The 23451-nt window shown below is 66.7% G+C and carries 20 protein-coding genes; 13 read left to right on the top strand and 7 right to left on the bottom strand.

All coding sequences use genetic code 11. The features are described 5' to 3' along the window. The 4 genes from sucD to ASF60_RS20280 all read left to right on the top strand — a co-directional run bounded on the left by sucD (nucleotide 1) and on the right by ASF60_RS20280 (nucleotide 5680). Complete coding sequence (sucD, locus tag ASF60_RS20295; protein ID WP_056189386.1) at nucleotides 1–894, top strand: succinate--CoA ligase subunit alpha; 894 nt, start codon at nucleotides 1–3, stop codon at nucleotides 892–894. A 267-nt stretch (nucleotides 895–1161) separates the two neighbouring features. After that, complete coding sequence (locus ASF60_RS20290) at nucleotides 1162–3921, top strand: phosphoenolpyruvate carboxylase (protein WP_056189385.1); 2760 nt, start codon at nucleotides 1162–1164, stop codon at nucleotides 3919–3921. 130 nt (nucleotides 3922–4051) lie between these two features. Further along, nucleotides 4052–5026, top strand: a complete 975-nt coding sequence (locus ASF60_RS20285) for an HpcH/HpaI aldolase/citrate lyase family protein (protein ID WP_056189381.1) — start codon at nucleotides 4052–4054, stop codon at nucleotides 5024–5026. Nucleotides 5027–5245: 219 nt separating this feature from the next. Further along, nucleotides 5246–5680: a GlcG/HbpS family heme-binding protein gene (locus ASF60_RS20280; RefSeq protein WP_056189378.1), complete on the top strand. Its 435-nt coding sequence runs from the start codon at nucleotides 5246–5248 to the stop codon at nucleotides 5678–5680. Between the two features lie 128 nt (nucleotides 5681–5808). Here ASF60_RS20280 and ASF60_RS20275 read toward each other — a convergent pair whose 3' ends face one another. Beyond that, nucleotides 5809–6675 carry an outer membrane protein gene (locus ASF60_RS20275; RefSeq protein ID WP_056189375.1) on the bottom strand — a complete coding sequence of 289 codons (867 nt, stop codon included), beginning with the start codon at nucleotides 6673–6675 and terminating at the stop codon, nucleotides 5809–5811. A gap of 249 nt (nucleotides 6676–6924) precedes the next feature. Here ASF60_RS20275 and ASF60_RS20270 point away from each other — a divergent pair, with 249 nt between their 5' ends. Further along, nucleotides 6925–7104: a hypothetical protein gene (locus ASF60_RS20270; protein ID WP_056189372.1), complete on the top strand. Its 180-nt coding sequence runs from the start codon at nucleotides 6925–6927 to the stop codon at nucleotides 7102–7104. Nucleotides 7105–7320: 216 nt separating this feature from the next. Continuing rightward, nucleotides 7321–7539, top strand: coding sequence for a hypothetical protein (locus ASF60_RS20265; protein WP_056189369.1), 219 nt, complete (start codon nucleotides 7321–7323; stop codon nucleotides 7537–7539). A gap of 7 nt (nucleotides 7540–7546) precedes the next feature. Here the strand turns inward: ASF60_RS20265 and ASF60_RS20260 are convergent, their stop codons facing one another. From ASF60_RS20260 to ASF60_RS20250, 3 genes are all read right to left on the bottom strand, one after another. Further along, nucleotides 7547–8392, bottom strand: coding sequence for a formate/nitrite transporter family protein (locus ASF60_RS20260; protein ID WP_056189366.1), 846 nt, complete (start codon nucleotides 8390–8392; stop codon nucleotides 7547–7549). Nucleotides 8393–8457: 65 nt separating this feature from the next. After that, nucleotides 8458–9177, bottom strand: coding sequence for a competence/damage-inducible protein A (locus tag ASF60_RS20255; protein WP_056189694.1), 720 nt, complete (start codon nucleotides 9175–9177; stop codon nucleotides 8458–8460). 198 nt (nucleotides 9178–9375) lie between these two features. Then, nucleotides 9376–11643: a lytic transglycosylase domain-containing protein gene (locus ASF60_RS20250; protein ID WP_056189364.1), complete on the bottom strand. Its 2268-nt coding sequence runs from the start codon at nucleotides 11641–11643 to the stop codon at nucleotides 9376–9378. A 186-nt stretch (nucleotides 11644–11829) separates the two neighbouring features. Between ASF60_RS20250 and dapA the strand changes: the two genes are divergently transcribed. Together dapA and smpB are read left to right on the top strand one after the other, a co-directional pair. Then, nucleotides 11830–12729 carry a 4-hydroxy-tetrahydrodipicolinate synthase gene (dapA, locus tag ASF60_RS20245; RefSeq protein WP_056189361.1) on the top strand — a complete coding sequence of 300 codons (900 nt, stop codon included), beginning with the start codon at nucleotides 11830–11832 and terminating at the stop codon, nucleotides 12727–12729. Nucleotides 12730–12809: 80 nt separating this feature from the next. Further along, the gene (smpB, locus tag ASF60_RS20240; RefSeq protein WP_056189358.1) at nucleotides 12810–13283 is read left to right on the top strand and encodes an SsrA-binding protein SmpB; all 474 of its coding nucleotides are present in this window, start codon (nucleotides 12810–12812) and stop codon (nucleotides 13281–13283) included. Nucleotides 13284–13394: 111 nt separating this feature from the next. On the opposite strand, the gene ASF60_RS20235 is transcribed toward smpB, so the two are convergent. The 3 genes from ASF60_RS20235 to rpoZ all read right to left on the bottom strand — a co-directional run bounded on the left by ASF60_RS20235 (nucleotide 13395) and on the right by rpoZ (nucleotide 17397). Further along, nucleotides 13395–14138, bottom strand: a complete 744-nt coding sequence (locus ASF60_RS20235) for a LabA-like NYN domain-containing protein (protein WP_056189355.1) — start codon at nucleotides 14136–14138, stop codon at nucleotides 13395–13397. A gap of 382 nt (nucleotides 14139–14520) precedes the next feature. Continuing rightward, nucleotides 14521–16764 carry a RelA/SpoT family protein gene (locus ASF60_RS20230; RefSeq protein ID WP_056189352.1) on the bottom strand — a complete coding sequence of 748 codons (2244 nt, stop codon included), beginning with the start codon at nucleotides 16762–16764 and terminating at the stop codon, nucleotides 14521–14523. A gap of 222 nt (nucleotides 16765–16986) precedes the next feature. Then, nucleotides 16987–17397, bottom strand: a complete 411-nt coding sequence (gene rpoZ / locus ASF60_RS20225) for a DNA-directed RNA polymerase subunit omega (protein WP_056189348.1) — start codon at nucleotides 17395–17397, stop codon at nucleotides 16987–16989. 1291 nt (nucleotides 17398–18688) lie between these two features. On the opposite strand from rpoZ, the gene ASF60_RS20215 reads away from it, so the two are divergent. The 5 genes from ASF60_RS20215 to fabF all read left to right on the top strand — a co-directional run bounded on the left by ASF60_RS20215 (nucleotide 18689) and on the right by fabF (nucleotide 23277). Continuing rightward, nucleotides 18689–19411 (top strand): carbonic anhydrase, encoded by a 723-nt coding sequence (locus ASF60_RS20215; protein ID WP_056189341.1) that lies wholly within the window; start codon nucleotides 18689–18691, stop codon nucleotides 19409–19411. Nucleotides 19412–19530: 119 nt separating this feature from the next. Beyond that, the gene (gene fabD, locus ASF60_RS20210; RefSeq protein WP_056189337.1) at nucleotides 19531–20472 is read left to right on the top strand and encodes an ACP S-malonyltransferase; all 942 of its coding nucleotides are present in this window, start codon (nucleotides 19531–19533) and stop codon (nucleotides 20470–20472) included. A gap of 16 nt (nucleotides 20473–20488) precedes the next feature. Next, a complete protein-coding gene (fabG, locus tag ASF60_RS20205; protein ID WP_056189334.1) occupies nucleotides 20489–21229 on the top strand; it encodes a 3-oxoacyl-[acyl-carrier-protein] reductase in 741 nt (246 codons plus the stop codon). A gap of 465 nt (nucleotides 21230–21694) precedes the next feature. Next, complete coding sequence (locus tag ASF60_RS20200) at nucleotides 21695–21931, top strand: acyl carrier protein (protein WP_018044468.1); 237 nt, start codon at nucleotides 21695–21697, stop codon at nucleotides 21929–21931. 83 nt (nucleotides 21932–22014) lie between these two features. Further along, nucleotides 22015–23277, top strand: a complete 1263-nt coding sequence (gene fabF, locus ASF60_RS20195; RefSeq protein WP_056189331.1) for a beta-ketoacyl-ACP synthase II — start codon at nucleotides 22015–22017, stop codon at nucleotides 23275–23277. The last annotated feature ends 174 nt before the right edge of the window (nucleotides 23278–23451 follow it).

Below are 23451 nucleotides of genomic sequence, written 5' to 3'. Positions count from 1 at the left end.
ATGAGCATTCTGATCGACGAGAAGACCCCGATCCTCATCCAGGGCATCACGGGCGACAAGGGCACCTTCCACGCCAAGGAGATGATGGAGTACGGCTCCAACGTCGTCGGCGGCGTCACCCCGGGCAAGGGTGGCAAGACCCATCTGGGCGTGCCGGTGTTCAACACCGTCAAGGAGGCCGTCGAGGCCACCGGCGCCACCACCTCCATCACCTTCGTGGCCCCGCCCTTCGCGGCCGACGCCATCATGGAAGGCGCCGATGCCGGCCTCGCGCTGATCTGCTCAATCACCGACGGCATCCCGGCCCAGGACATGATGCGGGTGAAGCGGTATCTGCGCCGCTACCCCAAGGATCGGCGCACCATGGTGGTCGGCCCGAACTGTGCCGGCATCATCTCGCCCGGCAAGTCGATGCTCGGCATCATGCCCGGCCACATCTACCTCAAGGGCAATGTCGGGGTGATTTCGCGCTCGGGCACCCTCGGGTACGAGGCGGCCGCCCAGATGATGGAAGAGGGCATCGGCATCACCACCTCGGTGGGCATCGGCGGCGACCCGATCAACGGCTCGTCCTTCCTCGACCATCTCGCCCTGTTCGAGCAGGACCCGGAGACCAAGGCGGTTCTGATGATCGGTGAGATCGGCGGCCCGCAGGAAGCCGAGGCCTCGGCCTGGATCAAGGAGAACATGACGAAGCCGGTCATCGGCTTCGTCGCCGGCCTCACCGCCCCGAAGGGCCGCCGCATGGGCCATGCCGGCGCGATCATCTCGGCGACCGGCGATTCCGCCGCCGAGAAGGCCGAGATCATGCGCTCCTACGGACTGACCGTTGCCCCGAGCCCCGGCGAGTTCGGTTCCACGGTGGCGCAGGTGATGCGCAAGCTGGCCGCGTGAGATCGAAAACCCTCTCCCATCCGTGGGGGAGGGTGGTCGCGGAGCGACCGGGAGAGCGGTAGACCATCCGCGAAGCGGTCGCCTCCTCTCCCGCCTGCTCCGCAGGCACCCTCTCCCGCAGAGGGGGAGGGGGTCCGTCGCGCTTCCAGGCCCGAAGCTTGATCGTCCTGATCGCCGATCGCATGAGCCCGGCGGCTGCAACACACCAATCCATTGCCCGCCTCCGTCGCGGTCAATCGGCTGATACTCCCCTCGAGGTGGCCTTCGATGACGGATACCCTTCACGCCCCGGTCGGAGCCGTCGACCTCACCTTCGCGCCGCCCGTGATCACGGGCACCTCGTCGAAGGAAGCGCTCGACATCCTGTTCCATGCTCTCCTGGCTGTGGCGCGCCGCCATGAGCCCGAGCTTGAGGACGTGCTGCACGGCCGCGCCAACATCTCGGAATTCTCGCCCGAACTGCTGGCCCGCGCGCTGCAGGTGCAGGGCATCTGGTTTCAGCTTCTCTCGATCGCCGAGCAGAACGCCGCCATGCGCCGGCGCCGGCAGGTTGAGCGCACCAAGGGCCGCGAGGCGCTGGGCGGCAGCTTCAGCGCCGTCCTGGCCGACGCGGCGGCGAACGGCATCAAGGCGCCGGAGATCCACGCGCTGCTCAAGGACCTGCGCATCCGCCCGACGATCACCGCGCATCCCACCGAGGGCAAGCGCGTCACCGTGCTGGAGAAGTTCCGCCGCATCTACCTGGTGCTGCGTGAGCTGGAACTGCCGCGCTGGACCGAGCGCGAGCGCAACGGCCTGATGAACGAGCTGCGGGACCAGATCGAACTCGTCTGGATGACTGGCGAACTCCATCTGGAGAAGGCCACCGTCGAGCGTGAGGTCGCCTGGGGCCTGCACTTCTTCGATGAGACGCTGTTCGAGATGCTGCCCGAAGTGCTCTACTCCCTGGAGGAGAGCCTGGCGCAGTATTACCCGGACGAGAAGTTCGAGGTGCCGGCCTTCTTCCAGTTCGGCTCCTGGATCGGCGGCGACCGCGACGGCAATCCCTACGTCACCTCCTCGGTCACCCGCACCACCCTGCAGCGCAACGCGCTCGCCTCCCTGCGGCGCTACCGTGACGGCGTCACCGCGCTCGGACGGACGCTGTCCCTCACCGAACGCTCGCTGCCGGTGCCGCCGACCTTCAAGGCCGAGCTGGCGCAGATGCTCGCCGAGAGCGGTGACGGCCGCGCCATCGCCAACCGCAACCCGGGCGAGGCCTATCGCCAGTTCCTCACCTGCATCCTGCGCAAGCTCGAGGCGACGATCCTGCGCAACAAGGGCCAGCGCTCGACCGGACCCGATTATCCGAGCGCCGACGGCCTCATCAACGACCTGCGCATTCTGGAACAGGGCCTCGCCGACGCGAAATGCGCGTCGCTGGCGGTCGACCTGGTGCGCCCGGTGCGCCGCATGGTCGAGATCTTCCGATTCTCCACCGTCCGCCTCGACCTGCGCGAGAACACCACCCGCACCACGAAGACCCTGCAGGCCCTGTGGGTTCAGTCGAACGGGCAGAACCGCACCCCGCCCGACGTCGATTCCCCCGAGTGGAAGAAGTGGCTCATCGACGAGCTGGCCAAGCCGCGCACGGGCGAGCGCAGCTTCGAAGACCTGCCGGACGACGCCCGCGAGACCCTGGAGACCTTCGCGCTGGTCGGCGAGATGCGCGAGCAGCTCGACCGCGAGGCCTTCGGCTCGTTCATCCTGTCGATGACCCGCTCGGTGCAGGACATCCTCGGCGCCTATCTGCTGGCCAAGGAGGCCGGCAACTTCCTCGACGCCGCCGGCACCGAGATCTGCTGCCTGCCGGTGGTGCCCCTGTTCGAGACCATCGACGATCTGCGCGCCGCGCCGGCGATCATGAAGGAGCTGTTCTCGATCCCGGTCGTGCGCCGCTCCACCCGCTGGCAGGGCGGCGTGCAGGAGGTCATGATCGGCTACTCGGATTCGAACAAGGACGGCGGCTTCGTCGCCTCGAACTGGGAGCTGTACAAGGCGCAGGACAAGCTGACCCAGCTCGGCAAGGCCTCCGGCGTGCCGATCGCGTTCTTCCACGGCCGCGGTGGCTCGGTCAGCCGTGGCGGCGCCCCGACCGCGCGGGCCATCGCGGCCCAGCCGCCCGGCTCGATCAACGGCCGCTTCCGCACCACCGAGCAGGGCGAGGTGGTCTCGTTCAAATACGCCAACCGGGGCACCGCCGCCTACCAGATGGAGCTTCTGGCCTCCTCGGTGTTCGAGCACGCTTTGAAGTCGGAGCGCGAGGCCGCCAAGATCCCCCGCAATGAATTCGACGACTGCCTGGAGGCGCTGTCCGGCGCCTCGCGCGCGGCCTACGTCAACCTGATCCAGCACCCCGATCTGGTGACCTATTTCGGTGCCGCGAGCCCCCTCGACGAGATCGCGCTTCTCAACATCGGCTCGCGCCCGGCCCGCCGCTTCGGCGCCCGCTCGCTCTCCGATCTGCGCGCCATCCCGTGGGTGTTCGCCTGGTCGCAGAACCGCCACGTCATCACGGGCTGGTACGGCGTCGGTTCGGGCCTGAAAAGCTTCCTCGACGTGCGCGGTCAGCAGGGCGAGGCTCAGCTGAAGCGCCTGTTCGCGGAATCGAAGCCGTTCCGGCTCATCCTCGACGAGGTCGAGAAGACTCTGCTGATGGTCGATCTGGAGATCGCCCGCGATTACGCGAGCCTCGTCCCCGACGAGGGGGCGCGCAACAGCATCTTCCCGCTGATCGAGGCCGAATACGCCCTGACCCGCGAGATGGCCCTGCGGGTCAGCGGCGGCAGCGAACTGGCGGAGCGCTTCCCCCTGTTCCGCGATCGCCTCAACGGGCGCCTGCCGACGATCAACCAGGTCAGCCGCGAGCAGGTGGAACTCCTCCGCCGCTTCCGCTCGGAAGAGGACGAGGACCAGCGCGAGGCGGTGAAATCCGCCTTGCTGCTCTCGATCAACTGCATCGCCGTCGGCTTCGGCGCGACGGGGTGAGGATGCTGTCAGGAAACCGAGGGCCGCCCCAGGCCCTCGGGCTTGCGCTCAGGCGCATCCGGACCGGTATGGTGGCCCGACCGTCGGGTCTCATGAACGACCAGAACACTCCCAACAGGAAGGAATCCCAATGAGCTTCACCCTGATCCAGCAGGCCACCCCGCGCCTTCACCGTTCGGAGCTCGCCGTTCCGGGCTCCAACCCGACCTTCATGGAAAAGTCCGCCACCTCGAAGGCCGACGTGATCTTCCTCGATCTCGAGGACGCGGTCGCTCCGGACGACAAGGAGCAGGCCCGCAAGAACATCATCCAGGCGCTCAACGAGATCGACTGGGGCAACAAGACCATGATGATCCGCATCAACGGTCTCGACACCCACTACATGTACCGCGACGTGGTCGACATCGTTGAGGCCTGCCCGCGCCTCGACATGATCCTGATCCCCAAGGTCGGCGTGCCGGCCGACGTCTACGCCATCGACGTGATGGTGACGCAGATCGAGCAGGCCAAGAAGCGCGAGAAGAAGATCGGCTTCGAGGTCCTGATCGAGACCGCGCTCGGCATGGCCAACGTCGAGGCGATCGCGACCTCGTCGAAGCGCCTCGAAGCCATGTCGTTCGGCGTCGCCGATTACGCCGCTTCGACCCGCGCCCGCTCGACCGTCATCGGCGGCGTTAACAAGGACTACTCGGTCCTGACCGACAAGGATGAGTCCGGCAACCGCGAGACCCATTGGCAGGACCCGTGGCTGTTCGCCCAGGCCCGCATGATGGTCGCCTGCCGCGCCTACGGCCTGCGTCCCATCGACGGCCCCTTCGGCGACTTCTCCGATCCGGACGGCTACACCTCCGCCGCCCGCCGCTGCGCCGCGCTCGGCTTCGAGGGCAAGTGGGCGATCCACCCCTCGCAGATCGATCTCGCCAACGAGGTGTTCACCCCGTCGGCCGCCGAAGTCGACAAGGCCCGCCGCATCCTGGCGGCCATGGAAGACGCCGCCAAGGCCGGCAAGGGCGCCGTGTCCCTCGACGGCCGCCTGATCGACATCGCCTCCATCCGCATGGCCGAGGCACTGATCGAGAAGGCCAACGCGATGTCGGCGAGCTGACACGCGAGCGACCAGACGAACTAACCCGCACCTTGGCCGCCTCTTCGGGGGCGGCCCTTTTGTTTGGCGAGGGTTCTGGGGATGCCAGGGCACCGAATCGGGCCCTCGTCCGTTAGCAGACCGCCGTCATCGGCAAGCGTTGCTGAAAATCTACAAGATCAGCGTGTCACGCTCTCGCATGACACGATACCACGACCAGGTATTCAGGGAGATCCGATCATGCACGTGACCATCGAAGACGCGCACAAGGCCATCGAGGCGGCGCGCGCCAAGGCCGTCGAGCTCGGCACGCAGATGTGCATCGCCGTGGTTGATTCGGGTGGAAACCTGAAGGCGTTCTACCGGATGGACGGCGCCTGGGTCGGCTCCATCGACATTTCGCACAAGAAGGCCAAGACCTCCGTGTTCTTCGGCATGATGACCGGCCAGATCGGCCAGCTCTCGCAGCCGGGCGGGCCGCTTTACGGCATCGAGCACTCGAACGACGGGCTCATCACCTTCCCGGGCGGCATCCCGATCGTCGACAAGGACGGTGAGATGTCCGGCGCCATCGGCGTCAGCGGCTCCACCGTCGAGAACGACCACGCGGTGGCGCTGGCCGGTGCCAGCTCGATCGGATCGACGGAACTGCCTGCCCACCCCTGGCGGACCTGACCCGACCCCGTCACCGACGCGGGCGATCCGGCACCGAACAGCAAAAAGCCCCGCTCGCAAGAGCGGGGCTTTTCTCGTCCGGGACGTCCCGGTCCGGCAACCCTGCAGGGCCGCCGGACCAAATGATCCTAGTACGAGCCGAACTTGTAGTTGAAGCCGGCCTTGATGAGGTTGCCCTCGGTGTTGAAGCGCGAGGTGTACGAGCCGGTGGCGGGCGCACCCAGACCGGTGTTGTTCACCAGCACGTTGCGGCTGCCGAGGTCGTAGCGCAGGTACTCGGCCTTCAGCGTGATGGCGCTGGCGCCGATGAGACCGCCGATGAAGTTGAAGCGGTTCAGGAAGCTGTCGGTGGGGATCGCGTACTCGACGCCGCCGCCGTAGACGTAGCCCGTCTCCATGCCCTTGTAGCGGCCGAAATAGGCGAGCTGGCCGGCCGTGTTGAAGAAGTCGGCCTGATACTTGACCTCGCCGTAGGCGAAGCCGCCGGTCCCGTAGACCAGGAACCGGTCGAAGGCGTAGCCGAGGCGGCCCTGCACGGTGCCGAGGTAGTTCAGGCGGTTCCGGTAGCTGCTCGGATCCGGGATGAAGTTGTTCTGCGCGATGGCCGGGCCGAGATAGTCGCGGCGCTTGCCGATATCCGTCCAGGTCACGTCGGCCTCGGCGCCGATGACGAAGCCGGAGCCCGGGGTGAGCTGATAGTTGTAGCCGATGCCACCGCCGATATTGCCGATGCCGTCCTGCTCGGCCTTGAAGTTCGGCGCGCGGCGGCCGAGAGCGACGTTCCTGGCAGTGTTGTCGTTGTTGCCCAGCGTCCGGATGTTCTGGCTGTCGCTGAAGGTGTAGGAGCTGTGCGTTCCCACGTAGATGCCGGTCCAGGTAAAGACCGGGATCGGGGTGAAGACCGGCGCCACTTCGCGGCGCGGAAGGTCAGCAGCGTTGGCCGCGCCGAGGGCGACGAGCGAAGCAACGCCAGCCAGGAGGAATTTTGAGATCATCGGGGTGTCTGTCCCAGGGTCGGAGAGTTGTTGGCCAAGCTATCCTCGGTTGTTCATCTCGACTATGCCCCGCAAGACACACCCCCCTCGGAAGCGTCTCAGGCCGTACCGAATTTCTACGCCCGGACTTCGCGGATCGGAGAATGTGGGACGATGCGCGAGGCGGTGCGATGCCGGATCCGACAACGGCCGGTTAAGCACGTTGCGCTAGATCGATCCGGCACCCCTCCAGCCGTGACAGGAGCGACGATGACACGGGACCAGCTCGCCGCCGAACTGAAGCGCATCGCCACCGACCAGGTGAGCGACATCGAGCGCGCGGTGAAGGACGGCCACAAGACGATCGCGCTGAACGAGATCGCCGATCTCAACCGCAACCTCAAAGCCCTCGCGGCGGCCGTTAAAGGAAAGGGGCTCGTGCGAGCCTGAAACCGCCTCGTGCAAGCCTGAAACCGGCTTGTGCGCGCCTAAGAATCAACGCGTGCGCGCTGCGGAAAGCGCGTGCGTTTCTTAACGATCCCGCGCCGACACATCGTTCTGTGGCGGCGCCTTTCGAACCGACCTCGGGGAAAACCTGCGAATCCCGGTTGACCCACCCTGGCGGGTCAGACCATGTTCCTGATCTGTTCTCAATCAGGATCCGCGATGCAGCCTCGTCCCAACACCCTGTCCGAGTGGGCGGCTCCGGCGGAGGCCATCGTGTCCGCTTACCTGGAGGAGGCTGGCGGCGATGCGATCCTGGCCCTGCACCGCGCCGTGGCCGATGCCCTGACGGATCTGTGCGAGGCCGAGCGGCGAACCCTGCGGCGGGACCGCCTGATCTCGCACGGCTACGTCCGGGGCCGGGCGGATTCCGCGGGCTGAGCCCAGCTCACGCCTCGCCGTCCGATTCCTTCTGGGCCTCGACCTCCGGAGCGACCTGGCCGAAATTGAGCACCGCCACCAGGGCCGTGCCGCCGAAGACGTTGCCGATCAGCGTCGGCAGGAAGAAGCGCCAAACATAGTCGACCATCGAGGCCTCGCCGGTGAAGACGAGGTAGAACGTATCCACCGATCCGGCGACGATGTGGCTGAGGCCGCACATCGAGACCAGCCACGTGATCAGGATGATGACGAACACCGCCGCCGAACCGGTCGCGGGCAGCATCCAGACCATCAGGGCGATGAGCCACCCGGCGAACACCGCCTTGATCACCGTGGTGGCGAAGGCCGAGGCCAGCGCGTGATGGCTGATCTGCGTGAAGGCGGCATGGAGGCCGGGTTCGAAGGCGTCCGAGAAGGCGAGCACCGCCGCGATCGCCGCCGTGCCGACGATGTTGCCGAAGAGCACGATGCCCCACAGGCGCAGCACCCGCCACAGGGTCGTCCGGTTTCGATCGTGCAGGAGCGGAAGGATCGGCGTCAGCGTGTTCTCGGTGAAGAGCTGCTGGCGCCCGAGCACCACGATGAGGAAGCCTGTGGCGTAGCCGAGACTCGTGATCAGGCTGGCCCAGGGAGCCTCCGGCAGATGTGCCTGGAGCACCCCGGGCACGATCAACGAAAAGCCCATCGAGAGGCCGGCCGCGAGGGCCGAGATCAGCAGCGCGCCGCCACGCCGCCGCAACTCCTCGTCGCCCTCGCGGCGGATGACCTCGTGCAAGACGAAGGCGTCCGGCCGGCCGCTCTCGGCCACGCTCTCCGCTTGTTCGGCATCCTCGTTCTCCGTCTGCTCCGCCATCGTGTCCGCTCCACAGGTCGCATTGATGCAAGCGGGTCACGGCGGCCCGGGTTCGGGCGGTCGCGTCAAATCCGCAAGGTGGCGAGCAGCGCCACGATCTCGGCCTTCGCCCGCGCGACGGCCTCGGCGTCCTTGCCCCGCACCACGATGCGGTTGGCGAACCCGGTCTGCGTCATCGACGGATACGACCCGATGGAGACAGCCCCGTGCGCCTTGGCGATAGCGGCGAGGCCGCCCGCATAGGTGCCCTCGGGCATGTTGCCGGCCTCGATGGTTTCCGACAGCACCCTGGCGCCGGTGTCGAGGGTCGGGCCGATCGTATCGAGCATCGCCTGCATGATCGCCGGCACGCCCGCCATGACGAAGACGTTGCCGATGCGGAAGCCCGGCGCTTTCGAGATCGGATTGGCGATCAGGTCGGCGCCGGCCGGGATGCGGGCCATGCGCAGACGCGCCTCGTTGAGGTCTTCCGGCTTGTGGCGCTCCAGCAGCATCGCCTTGGCGCGCGGGTCTATGTCGATCGTCACCCCGAAGGCGGCGGCCACGCAATCGGCGGTGATGTCGTCGTGGGTCGGGCCGATGCCGCCGGTGGTGAAGACGTAGGTGTAGGCGTGCCGGAGAGCGTCGAGGGCGGCGACGATGCGGTCGGCCTCGTCGGGAACGATCCGCACCTCCTTCAGGTCGATGCCGATGGCCGTGCAGTAATCGGCGATGGTGCCGATGTTCTTGTCCTTGGTCCGCCCGGACAGGATCTCGTCCCCGATGACCAGGATTGCGGCCGTGATGACATTGCGAGCAGCGGGTTCGGGGGCAGCGGCTTCGGCGGTAACCGCTTCGGGGAGGACGGTTCGGGTTTCGGTGGAATCGGTCACGGCATGTCCGGGGCAGGCGGCTGAGATCCTGCCACCTAGCGCGGCGGGGCCTCGCTGACCATGTCGGGCGGCGCCGGGTCAGCGCGCCCCGCGCTGGCGGTCCCCGTCGAGTCAGCGCGCCCCGCGCTGGAGGTCGCCGTCGATCAGGAGCGCGCTCTTGCCGTCGAGGCGGTTGCGATAGACCTGCAGGTTCTCCATCACCCGCTGGACGTAGTTGCGGGTCTCGGTGAAGGGGATGCGCTCGACCCAGTCGATGGGGTCGACGCCGCCCTTTCGCGGGTCGCCGTAGGCGTCGATCCACTTCTTCACGTTGCCGCCGCCGGCATTGTAGGAGGCGAAGGCCAGGATGTACGAGCCGCGCCAATCCTCCATCAACTCGCCGAGATGGGCCTGGCCGAGTCGGGCGTTGTAGGCCGGGTCGCTGGTCAGGCGGTCCTGGTCGAAGCTGGCGCTGACGCGGCGCGCCGTGCGCTGGGCGGTCGCCGGCATCATCTGCATCAGGCCGCGGGCGCCGACGCTCGATTGCGCCTGCGGGTCGAACTGGCTCTCCTGGCGGGCGATGGCGAAGACCATCGCCTTCTCCACCAGGGGCACGGCGGCGGAGGCCTCGTAGTTCGGAATGCCGATGGTCGGATAGGCGTGGGCGTCGAGGGGCAGGCCGCGTTGAACTGCGGCCTTGCCGATGGCCACGAGGGCGCGGGAGTTGCGCTGCTCGGCCGCGATGTTGCCCAGCGCTTCGAGTTCGGCGGCATCGGTCAGGCGATTGGCCGCGTCGATGTAGAGGGGCAGCGCGAGATCGCGGATCGCCGCGGCTTCCAGCATCTTCAGGGCGCGCACGTAGAGGCGCTGGTCGAAGGCGCCCTGCTGCTTGGCGTCGAGGCTGGGAATGCTGCGCAGCGACAGGCTGGAACGCCCGAGCTTGGTGCGCGCCAACTGCCCGTAATAGGCGATCGGCTGCAGGGCGGCCCGCTCGTAGAAGGTCTTGGCGGCGTCGGCCTGTCCCAGGGCCTCGGCCGCGCGACCCTGCCAATAGGCGACGCGGGCGAGCGAGATCGGGGTCTCGGCGATCTCGGCCGCTTCGGCGAAGTGCCCGGCCGCCTTGGCGGCGTCGTCTTGGAACCGCAGGGCGATCCAGCCGGCGTGGAACGCGGCCTCGATGCGCTTCTCCACCGTGCGGGCGCAGGGAGCGCGGGCGACCGCGTAGGCACCCGCGGGGTCGTTGGTATCGATCAGCTTGCGGGCCACGATCCGGCGCTCGACCCACCACTCGTCGCCGTCGACCAGGACATCCCCGTTGGTCGGCGCGGTCGCCAGCATCGCGGCCGCCTCCGCGAACTTGTCATGGCGGCGCAGGTACTGGGCCCGTGACAGGATGTAGGATGAATCGCTGCGCAGCGACGGCGGCACCGCGTTGAGGGCGGCGGGCGCGGACGTGCTCTTGTCCTCCACCGCGCGGCGGGCGCGCACCAGGGTGGCGTAGCTGGCGCCGGCCAAAGCCGCGGCGCGCCCGGCGGTGTCGTAATCCTCCTTGAGGAGCGCACGCTCCATCCGGTAGCGGTGATCGATTCGGGTCAGCACCGTCGGAAAGGCGTCGACCACCTTGGTCTCGAGGTTCCGGCCGAAGGTCTCGGACCGCCACAGGTCGCGCACCAGCGCGGCCGCGTCCTCGTCGAGCCCATCGGCCTTGAAGGCGAGCGCCAGGGCGAACTTGCCCGGCGCACTCGCGGGCTTCGCGGCGGCAAAGAACGCCCGCACGGTCGCGGCATTGCGGCGCTCGGTCAGCAGGGCCTCCTCGGCCCGGCGCCGGAGCAGCGGGCCGGCCGGCCAGTCGGGATGGAGGCGGGTGAACGACACCGTGCGCTCGAATCCGATGCCGGCTCCTGCCCGGATCGCCACCCATTCGAGGAGCGCGCGGGCGGCCGGGTCCTTGAAGCCGTCGCGCAGGCGGTCGCCCTCGGAGACGCGGCCCTTGCGGTAGGCATCGATGGCCTGCCGCAGGGCCGGCAGGTCGATATCCGGCGCCACCTGGGCGGCGCGGGCCGGGTCCGGCACCTCGGGGATCGGGGCGACGGGGGAGACCGCCGCATCGGGGAGCGGAAATGCGATGCCGGCCTCGGGGTCGGCCGACGCGTAGGCCTTGGCGGCGGCCGGGAGGGCCTGGCTCGGGGCGGCCTCCGGCGCCTTCGCGTCGATCTTGAGAGCGTCGGCCGCGACCGGATCGGGGATCTTGGCGTCCGGCAGGGCGGCGGAGGGCGCCACCGCATCGCTCGCCGGTCGCAGGCTCGGCTCCCCGTCCGGCCCCGCAGAAGCCGCGAGGGCGCCGGCCGAAGCCAGGCTGAGGGCCAGCATCAGGGCTGCGCGCTGCGTCGAGAACACCATGGTTCTTCCAGTCCCATCACCGTGGACAGACCATCAAGCTCACCCAAAGGGCATTAAGAAGGCATTAACCCCGGCAAAGCAGCGTTTGCGCCGGTGCGGGCGAGCGCCTATGTCTGCCCGTCCGCGACACGCGGTGCCGCTGCCGGAACACCGGCCATGACAAGACCGACGGCTGGGAACGCCAGGATGACCGAGACCTCCACCCGACGCCTCCGGGGCGCGATGACCGCGCTCGTGACCCCGTTCAAGGACGGGGCCTTCGACGAGGCCGCTTTCCGCAAGTTCGTGAACTGGCAGATCGCGGAGGGCATCCACGGGCTCGTTCCCACCGGCACCACCGGCGAGAGCCCGACCCTGAGCCATGCCGAGCACGACCGCGTGGTCGAGATCTGCATCGAGGAAGCGGCCGGCCGCGTGCCCGTGATCGCCGGTGCCGGCTCCAATTCCACCGCCGAGGCGGTGTCCCGCGCCCGCCACGCCGAGAAGGCCGGGGCCGACGCGGTGCTGGTGGTGACGCCCTATTACAACAAGCCGACCCAGGCCGGGCTCTACGCGCATTTCAAGGCCGTCAACGATGCCATCGGCATCCCGATCATCCTCTACAACATTCCCGGGCGCTCCATCGTCGACATGAGCGTCGAGACGATGGCGCGCCTGTACGAACTCAAGAACATCGCCGGCGTGAAGGATGCCACGGCCAAGCTCGACCGGGTCAGCCTGCAGCGCCAGGCCATGGGCGAGGATTTCATCCAGCTGTCCGGCGAAGATGCGACGGCGCTCGGCTTCAACGCCCAGGGCGGCTGCGGCTGCATCTCGGTGGTGTCCAACGTGGCGCCCCGGCTCTGCGCCGACCTCCAGGACGCGACGCTCGGCGGCGATTACGCCAAGGCGCTGCAGATCCAGGACCGTCTGATGCCGCTCCATGCCAGCATGTTCGTCGAGCCGAACCCGTCGCCGGCGAAGTACGCCCTGGCGCGCCTCGGCCTGATGACCGACGAGGTGCGGTTGCCGCTCCTCCCGGTCGGCGACGAGACGAAGGCGCTCGTGGATGCCGCCCTGCGCCATGCGGGCCTGCTCGACGCCTGAACCATCTGGCAAATCGGCGACGACGAACCATATTCCTCGGCCCGGTCGCGACTCTGCGACCGGCCTGACCCGACGTTGTGATGGCTCCCAAACCCGAATCGAACCGCCGCGTCGTCGCCGACAACCGCGCCGCCCGCTACCATTACGAGATCACCGATACCCTGGAGGCCGGGCTCGCGCTGACGGGCACCGAGGTCAAATCCCTGCGCAAGGGCAAGGCGACGATCGGCGAGGCCTATGCCGGTCCGTCCGGCACTGACCTGATGCTGTTCAACGCCTACATCCCCGAATACGTCGAGGCGAACCGCTTCAACCACGAGACCAAGCGTCCGCGCCGGCTGTTGCTGCATCGCAAGCAGATCAACAAGCTGATCGGTGCGACCCAGCGCGAGGGCTTCACCGTGGTGCCGCTGAAGATCTACTTCAACGAGCAGGGACGGGCGAAGATCGAACTCGGGCTCGGCCGAGGCAAGAAGCTGCACGACAAGCGCGAGGCCTCGAAGGAGCGCGACTGGCAGCGCGACCGCGCCCGCATCATGCGCGACAAGGGCTAGGATCTCCGGGGCGAGGCTTGCGTCCACCCGAATCGATGAAAGATGCGAAAAGGCCGGGCGTCGCGAGACGCCCGGCCTTTCGTCTTTCGCACGATGGCTCGGCCTGAGGCTCTACGACTCCACCGGTTCGTCGCTCTGCCGAATGCCGTAGCGGCTTTCCAGGGCCGCAGCCGGGACCGGGCGCGCCGAGCGCTCCGGGGTTTCGCCGCGCGAGCGGGTGCCGGTATCGCCCGATCCACGATTGTCCTGGCTTCGGCTATCCTGGCTTCGGGTATCCTGACTTCTGATGTCGGGATTGCGGCTGTCCGGCGCGCGCCCCCCGGTGCGTTCGCCGGGATCGCGGCCGATCCGCGGAATGAGCTGGGCGAGGTCCACGAACTCGTCGGCCTGCCGGCGCAGGTCGTCGGCGATCATGGCCGGCTGCGTCTGGATGGTGCTGACCACCGTCACGCGCACGCCGCGCCGCTGCATGGCTTCCACCAGGGAGCGGAAATCGCCGTCGCCGGAGAACAGCACCATGTGGTCGATTCGGGGGGCGAGCTCGAGGGCATCGATCGCCAGCTCGATATCCATATTGCCCTTCACCTTGCGCCGACCCATCGAGTCGACGAATTCCTTCGCGGGCTTGGTGACGACCCGGAAACCGTTATAGTCGAGCCAATCGATCAGCGGGCGGATCGACGAGTATTCCTGGTCTTCGACGATCGCCGTGTAGTAGAAAGCCCGAAGGAGATTATCGCGGGACTGGAATTCCTTCAGCAACCGGCGATAATCGATATCGAAACCCAGAGCCTTGGTCGCCGCGTAGAGGTTTGCGCCATCGATGAATAGCGCGCTGCGCTGTTGTGCGCTCATGAACGGATCCATTTAATAGAGAAATATTGCAAGAAATAAGTTAGAAAAGTCCGGTGGATATTCGCAGGCTATGGAATTCTTGCACAGACTTGATCTTGGGTGCCGGCAGACCAAAACAGGGCGAAAAACGCCAAACGGCCTCTCAGCTCAGATATAACGCCTGAAATACCTATGTTTGTTTAAATCCTGCGACGACAAAAAGTCAAATCTTCCTGTCGAACGCCACTTCGGCATACAACTGCAAATATCAATTGATCTTAGCCCCTGGCATTTGGGGGCGCTGTGCGGCGCCCCGTCACGACCCCGAGGCCCAGGCTGATCCGTCCTGAATCACCGAACGGATACAGTACCATGGCCGACGGGGCCGGCGCGGGGCACGCCGTCAGCCGTTCACCCGTTCGACCTTGTTCACCGTGCGCTTGCCGCGCAGTTCGGCGATGATCGCGTTGAGGTGCTTCAGGTCCCAGACCGACAGGTCGATGATGATCTGCGTGAAATCCTGGGTCTTCCGCTTCATCGAGACATTGTCGATGTTGCCGTCGTGGTCGGCGATGACCTGGGCGATCTGGGCGAGAACGCCGGGCTCGTTGATCGATTGCAGGGCGAGGCGCGCCGGGAAGCGCTCGCTGGCCCCCGCCTCCACATCCCAGCGCACGTCGAGCCAGCGGTCGGGCTCGTTGTCGAAATCGGCCAGGGCGGCGGACTGGATCGGGTAGATCGTCACCCCGATGCCGGGCGTGAGAATGCCGACGATGCGGTCGCCCGGCACGGCGCCGCCATTGGGCGCGAAGCTCACCGGCAGGTCGCCGTCGAGGCCGCGGATCGGGATGCCGTCCGCGCGTCCGTGCTCGGCGGCGCGACCCTCCGGGAAGGTCAGCCGCATGGTCTGGTCCTTGGCGAGACTCAGGCGGCCGGCGCCGTCGCCGGAGGTCGGCTGCGGCAGGGGCGCGGGCGCCCCGCGGCGCTCGTCCTTGTGGTCGGGATAGACCGCGCGCACCACGTCGCCGGAGAACATCTCGCCCCGGCCGACGGCGGCGAACACGTCCTCCAGGCTCTGCCGGGCGAGGCGCGGCAGCGCCCCTCGCAGCTTGTCCTCGGAGAAGCTCTTGGCGGCGCGCTCGAAGGCCCGGTCGAGAATCTGGCGGCCGAGGCCCGCATATTGGCGCCGCACCGCCGAGCGCGTGGCCCGGCGGATGGCCGAGCGCGCCTTGCCGGTGACCACCAGGGATTCCCAGGCCGCCGGCGGCGCGGCACCGTCCGAGCGCGCGATCTCGACCTCGTCGCCGTTGACCAGTTCGTGCAGCAGCGGCGCCATCCTGCCGTTGATCTTCACCCCGACCGCCGAATTGCCGACATCGGTGTGGACCGCATAGGCGAAGTCGATCGGGGTCGCGCCCCGGGGGAGGGCGATGAGCCGGCCCTTCGGGGTGAAGCAGAAGACCTGGTCCTGGAAGAGTTCGAGCTTGGTGTGCTCCAGAAACTCCTCCGGGCTGTCGCCCTCGGCCAGCAGCTCGATGGTCCGGCGCAACCATTGGTAGGCGCCGCTCTCGGTGGCGAGGCGGGGATGACCTCCGCCGATCTCGTCCTTGCCGCCGCTCTCCTTGTAATGGGCATGGGCGGCGATGCCGTATTCGGCGATCTCGTCCATGGCGGCGGTGCGGATCTGCAGCTCGACGCGCTGACTCTTCGGGCCGATCACCGTGGTGTGGATCGAGCGGTAATCGTTCTGCTTCGGCGTCGAGATGTAATCCTTGTACCGGCCCGGCACCATCGGCCAGCTGGTGTGGACGACGCCGAGCGCCCCGTAGCAATCGGCCAGGGTCTCGACCACGACCCGGAAGCCGAAGATGTCGGACAATTGCTCGAAGGCGACCGATTTGCGCTCCATCTTGGCCGAGATCGAGTAGGGCCGCTTCTGCCGGCCGGTGACCACCGCCTTGATGCCCTGGGCCGCGAGCTTCGCCGTCAGATCGTGCTCGATGCTCTCGACCAGCCGTTCCGATTTGGCCGAGAGGTCGGCGAGGCGCTGCGCGATGGTGGCGTAGATCTCCGGCTTCAGATTGCGAAGCGCCAGATCCTCGAGTTCCTCGCGCAGCTCCTGCATGCCCATGCGGCCGGCGAGCGGGGCGTAGATGTCGAGGGTCTCCTGGGCGATGCGCTCGCGCTTGTCGACGCGCATGTGGTGCAGCGTGCGCATGTTGTGCAGGCGGTCGGCGAGCTTGACCAGAAGCACGCGCACATCGGCCGCGACCGCCAGCAGCAGCTTGCGGAAGTTCTCACCCTGCGCCGCCCGCTTGGAGACGAGGTCGAGGCGCTTCAGCTTGGTCAGGCCATCGACCAGGGCGCCGATTTCCGGGCTGAAGATCTCGCGGATCTCGTCCAGGGTCGCGGCGGTGTCCTCGACGGTGTCGTGCAGCACCGCCGCCACGATGGTGGCGTCGTCGAGCCGGAGGTCGGTCAGGATGGCGGCGACTTCGAGGGGATGGGCGAAGAAGGGATCGCCGGAGGCGCGCTTCTGGGTTCCGTGCGCGCGCATGGCATAGACGTAGGCGCGGTTGAGCAGGGCCTCGTTCGCGGCGGGATTGTAGCGCTTGACCCGCTCGACAAGCTCGTATTGGCGCATCATCCGCCGGGAGACCCTTCCGCAACGCAACGCAACGCATCCGGCAGCGGATGCCGCTTCCCGATGTGTCCCGCATCGCACGCGTCCACGCCAGCCCCACGGCGTCGCATCCGCGGAAATTCCGGGACCCACCGCAGGAAAAGCGATTCTCCCGCCCCGATCGCGGCATGAAAAAACCCGGCGCGAAGGCCGGGTTCTCGTCGCGTCGTCCCGAAGATGGGAGGCCTACTCGGCCTCTTCGTCCGTCTCGGTGGGCGGCGCCAGGTTCTCGAGGCCGCGCAGCAGGTCTTCCTCGCTCATGCGATCGAACTGCACCGCGCCGTCGTCGCTGGACGAGGGCGGGGCGACGGCAGCGGCGGCCGGCGAGCTCGACAGCAGCGGCACGGTCTCGGCTTCCGGCTCGTCGACCTCGACATATTTCTGCATCGAGTGGATGAGCTGTTCCTTCAGGTCATCCGCCGTGATCGTCTCGTCGCCGATCTCGCGCAGGGCGCAGACGGGATTCTTGTCGCGGTCGCGGTCGATGGTCAGCGGGGCGCCGGCAGCGAGCAGGCGCGCCCGGTGGCTGGCCAGCAGAACCAGCTCGAAGCGGTTCTCGACCTTGTCGATGCAGTCTTCAACGGTGACGCGAGCCATGGCGGACGGCTCCTTCCTCGGACGGAATTTCTGGGCTGAGCCCGATGCATACACCCCTTGGCGCCGGGCAACAAGCGGTGGCGAAATCCATTCGCCTATCCCCGGGACCGGCACTATCGTCGGCGGGCGATCCTCCTCTCACCGGCGAACGGAATCCCGACGCTTTTCGAAGGCCCGCTTGGAACGCGCGTTGGTCCGGTCGCCGAGGACAAGTTCATAACAACCGGAGGAGGGACTGTTTTGAATCGCGACGGACGTCCACGCTGCGCGTCCTCTGCTAACGATATTTAAAAGTCGGAAACATTCCCAACGGCGCCAATCTCAGCAGCACGTTGCGATTCAAGCCAACCACGACAAGAGAATAGACTCTTTCTGGACATCAAGACTCCAGCTCTATGAATCCTTGATAGGAATCATCATGGAATAGATATCAGTAATAAATTAAATTAATATTTGAATGATTGAAACGTAATATTCGTTGATCAAATTTATATACGTATTAAAACATATAAGATCGATTACCTAAATTACAATTACCCATAAATAGTTAGATAATTCAATCACAATAAGTGGCGTCGACGTCTGTACGGTGGCGATTTTTGGTCGAATTGAACCGATCAATCAACTTTTTGGGTTGCCGCGATAGACAGGTCAAGTCTATTGAAGAACGACACTGAATAAGTTTTTGGGTTATTTTCGGAGCAGCCCTCGAGCGATAAGCAATAAAGGCGTGCTAGTTTAAGCGAACGCTACGGAGATCGTCAATGAGGCAGGGTAACCTTGGATTGCTGCTACTTCTGATGGCCGCACCGTCATTTTGCATGGCCTTCATTACTGCACTTGTCTTGTCGAATGAAATTAGAACCTTATTTTACTTTGTGATTTTAGCGACTGCGCTTCTTTTGATAATGCTTATATATTTCTATGTGTATTACTACCTATCAATTGAGACGGTCATTATTCTAACGATTGGTGTCCCACTGACGGCAGGATCTATTCTTGGATCCATCTCGAGGATAGGTTTTCTCTTTGTGCGCGACTGGTTCAGAAAGACCCGGATCTGAAAGGCATCCACGCGATAGATTTCGTAACGTAAAGACGTTTTGAAGAACAGGGCGGATCACAGTACACCGGATATCCCACCCTGTTCCATCCCATGGCCCACGTTCATCGATCCCCGGCAATCCCATCGCCATCTCCCGCATAACGCCTCAGGGACCCTCCGCGTGGACCGGTTATAAAGGAGACGAGTCGCGGCGAAGAACCGGCGCGGCCGGGGGACGAACCGACCATGACTGCACATCTCACCCGCCGCGGCCTTCTCGGCTGCGGCTGCGCTCTCGGGGCCGCGTGCTTTGCCGCGACGGCGCTGCCGAATCTCAGTCTCGCGGCGGTCCCGTCCTCGAAGAAGACGACCCTGACCGCCGATCAGGCGCTGGAGGCCCTGAAGGAGGGCAACCGGCTCTACCAAACCGACAGTCCGGTCCGGTCGGTGCAGGGCCGCGAGCGCCGGATCGAGATCGCGCTGGGGCAGACGCCGTTCGTGGTGCTGGTGAGCTGCTCCGATTCGCGCGTCTCACCCGAAATCCTGTTCGGGCGCGGCCTCGGCGAGCTGTTCATCGTGCGCAATGCCGGCAACTGCGTCGACACCGCGGCCCTCGGCTCGATCGAGTACGGCGTCTCGCAACTCGGCGTGCCGCTGGTGCTGGTGATGGGCCACAGCCGCTGCGGCGCCGTCGAGGCCGCCATCGACGTCGTCAAGAACAACACCGTCTTCCCGGGCTCCATCGGCCGGATGATCGAGCCGATCGTGCCGGCGGTGCTGTCGCAGCGCGACGTGCCGGGCGATTTCACCGAGAACTGCGTGCGGGCCAACGTCAACCGGGTGGTGGAGCGCCTGCGCAGCGCCTCCGAGCCGTCGCTGCTCGATCCGCTGAGGGCCGGCAAGCTGCGCATCGTCGGGGCGTCCTACAGCCTCGATTCCGGCACGGTCGACTTCTTCAATCAGGGCTGACACCCGCCCGCCTCGCTGCGGTGCCATGTTGACACAGGTGGCGGGCGGTGCGACTGCGCCGCCCTTCCGGTTTGGGCTATCTGGGCCGGGCAATTCCGGCCCGACGACGAGGAGATCACATGGCGCGCGCTTGCATCTTCCCCGGCCAGGGCAGTCAGGCCGTCGGCATGGGGCGAGCGCTGGCCGAGCACTTCCACCAGGCCCGCGACGTGTTCGCGGAGGTCGACGAAGCCCTGAACCAGCCGCTCTCGCGCCTGATGTTCGAGGGGCCGGTGGAGGACCTCACCCTCACGGCCAATGCCCAGCCGGCCCTGATGGCCGCCAGCTTGGCGACGCTGCGCGTGCTGGAGGCCGAGCGCGGCCTGGACCTGAAGCGCGACGTCGCCTGCGTCGCCGGGCATTCGCTGGGCGAATACACGGCCTTGTGCGCTGCCGGTACCTTCTCCATCGCCGACACCGCCCGGCTCCTGCGCATCCGCGGCACCGCCATGCAGGGCGCCGTGGCTCCGGGGGAGGGCGCCATGGCGGCGCTGATCGGCGCCGATGCCGACATCGCCCAGGCGATCGCCGCCGAGGCGGCCGAGGGCGCGGTCTGCGAGGTCGCCAACGACAATGGCGGTGGGCAGGTGGTGCTCTCCGGCGCAAAGGCGGCGGTCGAGCGGGCCGTCGCCCTGGCGCAGGCGCGCGGGATCAAGCGCGCGGTCATGCTCAACGTCTCGGCCCCGTTCCACTGCTCGCTGATGGCCCCCGCCGCCGAGGCCATGCGGCAGGCGTTGGCCGAGGTCGCGATGCACAGCCCGATGGTGCCGGTCTACGCCAATGTGCGGGCCGCCCCCCTGTCCGATCCGGCCGCGATCCGCGAGGCCCTGGTGGCCCAGGTCACCGGCACCGTGCGCTGGCGCGAATGCGTCGCCGCGATGGCGGCCGCCGGCATCGACCAGTTCAGCGAGATCGGCACCGGCAAGGTGCTCACCGGCCTCGTCAAGCGCATCGCGCCCGGCGCCGTCGCGGGCGCGGTCGGCACGCCCGACGACATCGCTGCCTTTCCCGCCTTCGGCTGAACCTCAAGGAACGCCCATGTTCGACCTGACCGGCCGCAAGGCCCTCGTCACCGGCGCCACCGGCGGCCTCGGCGGCGCCATCGCGCGGGGCCTGCACACGCAGGGCGCCACGCTCGCCATTTCGGGCACCCGCCAGCCGGCCCTGGAAGCCTTCGCGGCCGAACTCGGGGGCGAGCGCGTCCACCTCGTGCCGTGCGATCTCTCCGACAAGGCTTCGGTCGAGGCACTGATCCCGGCCGCCGAAGCGGCCCTCGGCGGCCTCGACATCCTGGTCAACAACGCCGGCATCACCCGCGACAACCTCGTGCTGCGCATGAAGGACGACGAGTGGGATGCGGTCATCGCCGTCAACCTGTCGGCGGCGTTCCGGCTGTCGCGGGCGGCGGTGAAGGGCATGATGAAGCGCCGCCACGGCCGCATCGTGAACATCGGCTCGGTGGTGGGCGCCACCGGCAATCCGGGGCAGGTCAACTACGCCGCCGCCAAGGCCGGCCTCGTCGGCATGACCAAGGCGCTGGCCGCCGAGGTCGCCACCCGCAACCTGACGGTCAACTGCATCGCGCCGGGCTTCATCACCTCGCCGATGACCGACGCGCTGAACGACAAGCAGCGCGACGGCATCCTCACCCGCGTGCCCATGGGGCGCCTCGGCACCGGCACCGACATCGCCGCGGCCGCGATCTACCTCGCCTCCGACGAGGCCGCCTACGTCACCGGCCAGACGCTGCACGTGAACGGCGGCATGGCGATGTATTGAGGGCGGGCGCCTCTCTCCTCTCCTCCACCTTGTGGCGGGCACCGGCGCAGCCCCACCCCTGGCCCCTCCCCATAAGGGGGAGGAGGACTGTTTTTGCTGCACCGCACAGGGGATAATTTCGGGGACCGGCTCGAAAAGGCCACACCGATGAACGGGTTGTGAACCGCCCCTCGCCAGCGTCGGAACCCTGTGTTAACACCCCGGCTGCCGTGCGAGGGGGGTGCCGATTCAGCGTGTTGCGGAGGTTGGAAAATCACGGGTCACCGACTGGACAAGTCCGGTGACTTGACCGAAACGCGCGATCGATCACACCGGCCGCTCCATCCGACAGTCAGTCCCGGGACGGGACGGCGGCCACGGCACCTTCAAAAACAAGACCTCCCAGAACAAGACCTCCACCAGCAAGACTCTTCACACAAAGATCCTTGCACCATCACGACCTTGAAGAGCTAAGGACCAAGACCGATGAGCGATATCGCTGAGCGCGTGAAGAAGATCGTTGTCGAGCACCTCGGCGTGGAGCCGGAGAAGGTGGTCGAGGGCGCGAACTTCATCGATGATCTCGGCGCCGACAGCCTCGACACCGTCGAGCTCGTGATGGCGTTCGAGGAAGAGTTCAACGTCGAGATCCCCGACGATGCCGCCGAGACCATCCAGACGGTCGGCGACGCGGTGAAGTTCCTCGAGAAGAACTCCGCTTAAGGCCACGGATCGCGCGTGCGCGGGGCCGATCCGGGCCCCGCACGCCATTCGTTGTGATGACAGGACCGGTTCGGGATAGCGCGATGCGTCGGGTAGTGGTGACGGGCTTGGGGATGGTGACGCCGCTGGCCAGCGGGGTCGAAGCCACCTGGAGCCGGTTGATCGCCGGCGAGTCGGCGGCCAAGGTCGTGACGGCGTTCCCCGTCGACGATCTGGCCTGCCGCATCGCCTGTTCCGTGCCCTTCGGCGACGGCACCGACGGCAGCTTCAATCCCGACGCCTTCATGGAGGCCAAGGAGCAGCGCAAGGTCGATCCGTTCATCGTCTACGCCATGGCGGCCGCCGGCGAGGCCCTGAACGATGCCGACTGGCACCCGACCACCTACGAGGACCAGTGCGCCACCGGCGTCATGGTCGGCTCCGGCATCGGCGGCATCGGCGGTATCTACGACGCCTCGGTGACCCTGCACGACAAGGGCCCGCGCCGCATCTCGCCCTTCTTCATTCCCGGCCGCATCATCAATCTCGCCTCGGGCCAGATTTCGATCGCGCATGGCCTGAAAGGCCCGAACCACGCGGTGGTGACGGCCTGCTCCACCGGCGCCCACGCCATCGGCGACGCGGCCCGGCTGATCCAGTTCGGCGATGCCGACGTGATGGTGGCGGGCGGCGCCGAATCGCCGGTCAACCGCCTCGCGCTCGCGGGCTTCGCCGCCTGCCGCGCCCTCTCCACCGGCTTCAACGACGACCCGACCCGCGCCTCGCGCCCCTACGACCGGGACCGGGACGGCTTCGTCATGGGCGAGGGCGCCGGTGTCGTCGTGCTCGAGGAATACGAGCACGCCAAGGCCCGCGGCGCCAAGATCTACGCCGAGGTGATCGGCTACGGCCTCACCGGCGACGCCTACCACATCACCTCGCCGGCCCCGGACGGCGACGGCGCCTTCCGCTGCATGAGCGCCGCCGTGAAGCGCGCCGGCATCCAGGCCAGCGACCTCGACTACATCAACGCCCACGGCACCTCGACGCCCATGGGCGACGAGCTGGAGCTGAAGGCCGTGGAACGCCTGCTCGGCGACCACGCCGCCCAGGCCTCGATGTCCTCGACCAAATCCTCGATCGGCCACCTCCTCGGCGCCGCCGGCTCCGTGGAAGCGATTTTTTCGATCCTAGCCATCCGCGACGGCATCCTGCCCCCGACCCTCAACCTCGACAATCCCTCCGTCGAGACCGCCATCGACCTCGTGCCGCACGAGGCCAAGCGCAAGCGGGTGGATACGGTGCTGTCGAATTCGTTTGGGTTCGGTGGGACGAATGCGAGCTTGGTGATGCGGCGGTTGGATTGATATCAAGGCAATCGTTCCAATCTTTGAGAGACATCTCTGCGATACGACGCGTCCGGACAACTAAGAACTTGAGCTGCTTTTTCTTCTACAAGGTTACTTAGAGTTCTATCTATAATTTGACTGTCATGGCTGCCGCGTGGGCGGACGGAAGAAGTCCGCCGTCGCGTGTTGCGA

The sequence above is a fragment of the Methylobacterium sp. Leaf113 genome (assembly GCF_001423325.1).
GTDB lineage: Bacteria > Pseudomonadota > Alphaproteobacteria > Rhizobiales > Beijerinckiaceae > Methylobacterium.
Note: the sequence above shows the minus strand (reverse complement) of the source record. Positions and strands in the feature narration are given on the sequence as shown.

Excerpts from the sequence above, each read along its gene's own strand:
- sucD (WP_056189386.1), top strand. The coding sequence starts at position 1 with ATGAGCATTCTGATCGACGAGAAGACCCCGATCCTCATCCAGGGCATC.
- ASF60_RS20290 (WP_056189385.1), top strand. The coding sequence starts at position 1,162 with ATGACGGATACCCTTCACGCCCCGGTCGGAGCCGTCGACCTCACCTTC.
- ASF60_RS20285 (WP_056189381.1), top strand. The coding sequence starts at position 4,052 with ATGAGCTTCACCCTGATCCAGCAGGCCACCCCGCGCCTTCACCGTTCG.
- ASF60_RS20280 (WP_056189378.1), top strand. The coding sequence starts at position 5,246 with ATGCACGTGACCATCGAAGACGCGCACAAGGCCATCGAGGCGGCGCGC.
- ASF60_RS20275 (WP_056189375.1), bottom strand. The coding sequence starts at position 6,675 with ATGATCTCAAAATTCCTCCTGGCTGGCGTTGCTTCGCTCGTCGCCCTC.
- ASF60_RS20270 (WP_056189372.1), top strand. The coding sequence starts at position 6,925 with ATGACACGGGACCAGCTCGCCGCCGAACTGAAGCGCATCGCCACCGAC.
- ASF60_RS20265 (WP_056189369.1), top strand. The coding sequence starts at position 7,321 with ATGCAGCCTCGTCCCAACACCCTGTCCGAGTGGGCGGCTCCGGCGGAG.
- ASF60_RS20260 (WP_056189366.1), bottom strand. The coding sequence starts at position 8,392 with ATGGCGGAGCAGACGGAGAACGAGGATGCCGAACAAGCGGAGAGCGTG.
- ASF60_RS20250 (WP_056189364.1), bottom strand. The coding sequence starts at position 11,643 with ATGGTGTTCTCGACGCAGCGCGCAGCCCTGATGCTGGCCCTCAGCCTG.
- dapA (WP_056189361.1), top strand. The coding sequence starts at position 11,830 with ATGACCGAGACCTCCACCCGACGCCTCCGGGGCGCGATGACCGCGCTC.
- smpB (WP_056189358.1), top strand. The coding sequence starts at position 12,810 with ATGGCTCCCAAACCCGAATCGAACCGCCGCGTCGTCGCCGACAACCGC.
- ASF60_RS20235 (WP_056189355.1), bottom strand. The coding sequence starts at position 14,138 with ATGAGCGCACAACAGCGCAGCGCGCTATTCATCGATGGCGCAAACCTC.
- ASF60_RS20230 (WP_056189352.1), bottom strand. The coding sequence starts at position 16,764 with ATGATGCGCCAATACGAGCTTGTCGAGCGGGTCAAGCGCTACAATCCC.
- rpoZ (WP_056189348.1), bottom strand. The coding sequence starts at position 17,397 with ATGGCTCGCGTCACCGTTGAAGACTGCATCGACAAGGTCGAGAACCGC.
- ASF60_RS20215 (WP_056189341.1), top strand. The coding sequence starts at position 18,689 with ATGACTGCACATCTCACCCGCCGCGGCCTTCTCGGCTGCGGCTGCGCT.
- fabD (WP_056189337.1), top strand. The coding sequence starts at position 19,531 with ATGGCGCGCGCTTGCATCTTCCCCGGCCAGGGCAGTCAGGCCGTCGGC.
- fabG (WP_056189334.1), top strand. The coding sequence starts at position 20,489 with ATGTTCGACCTGACCGGCCGCAAGGCCCTCGTCACCGGCGCCACCGGC.
- ASF60_RS20200 (WP_018044468.1), top strand. The coding sequence starts at position 21,695 with ATGAGCGATATCGCTGAGCGCGTGAAGAAGATCGTTGTCGAGCACCTC.
- fabF (WP_056189331.1), top strand. The coding sequence starts at position 22,015 with ATGCGTCGGGTAGTGGTGACGGGCTTGGGGATGGTGACGCCGCTGGCC.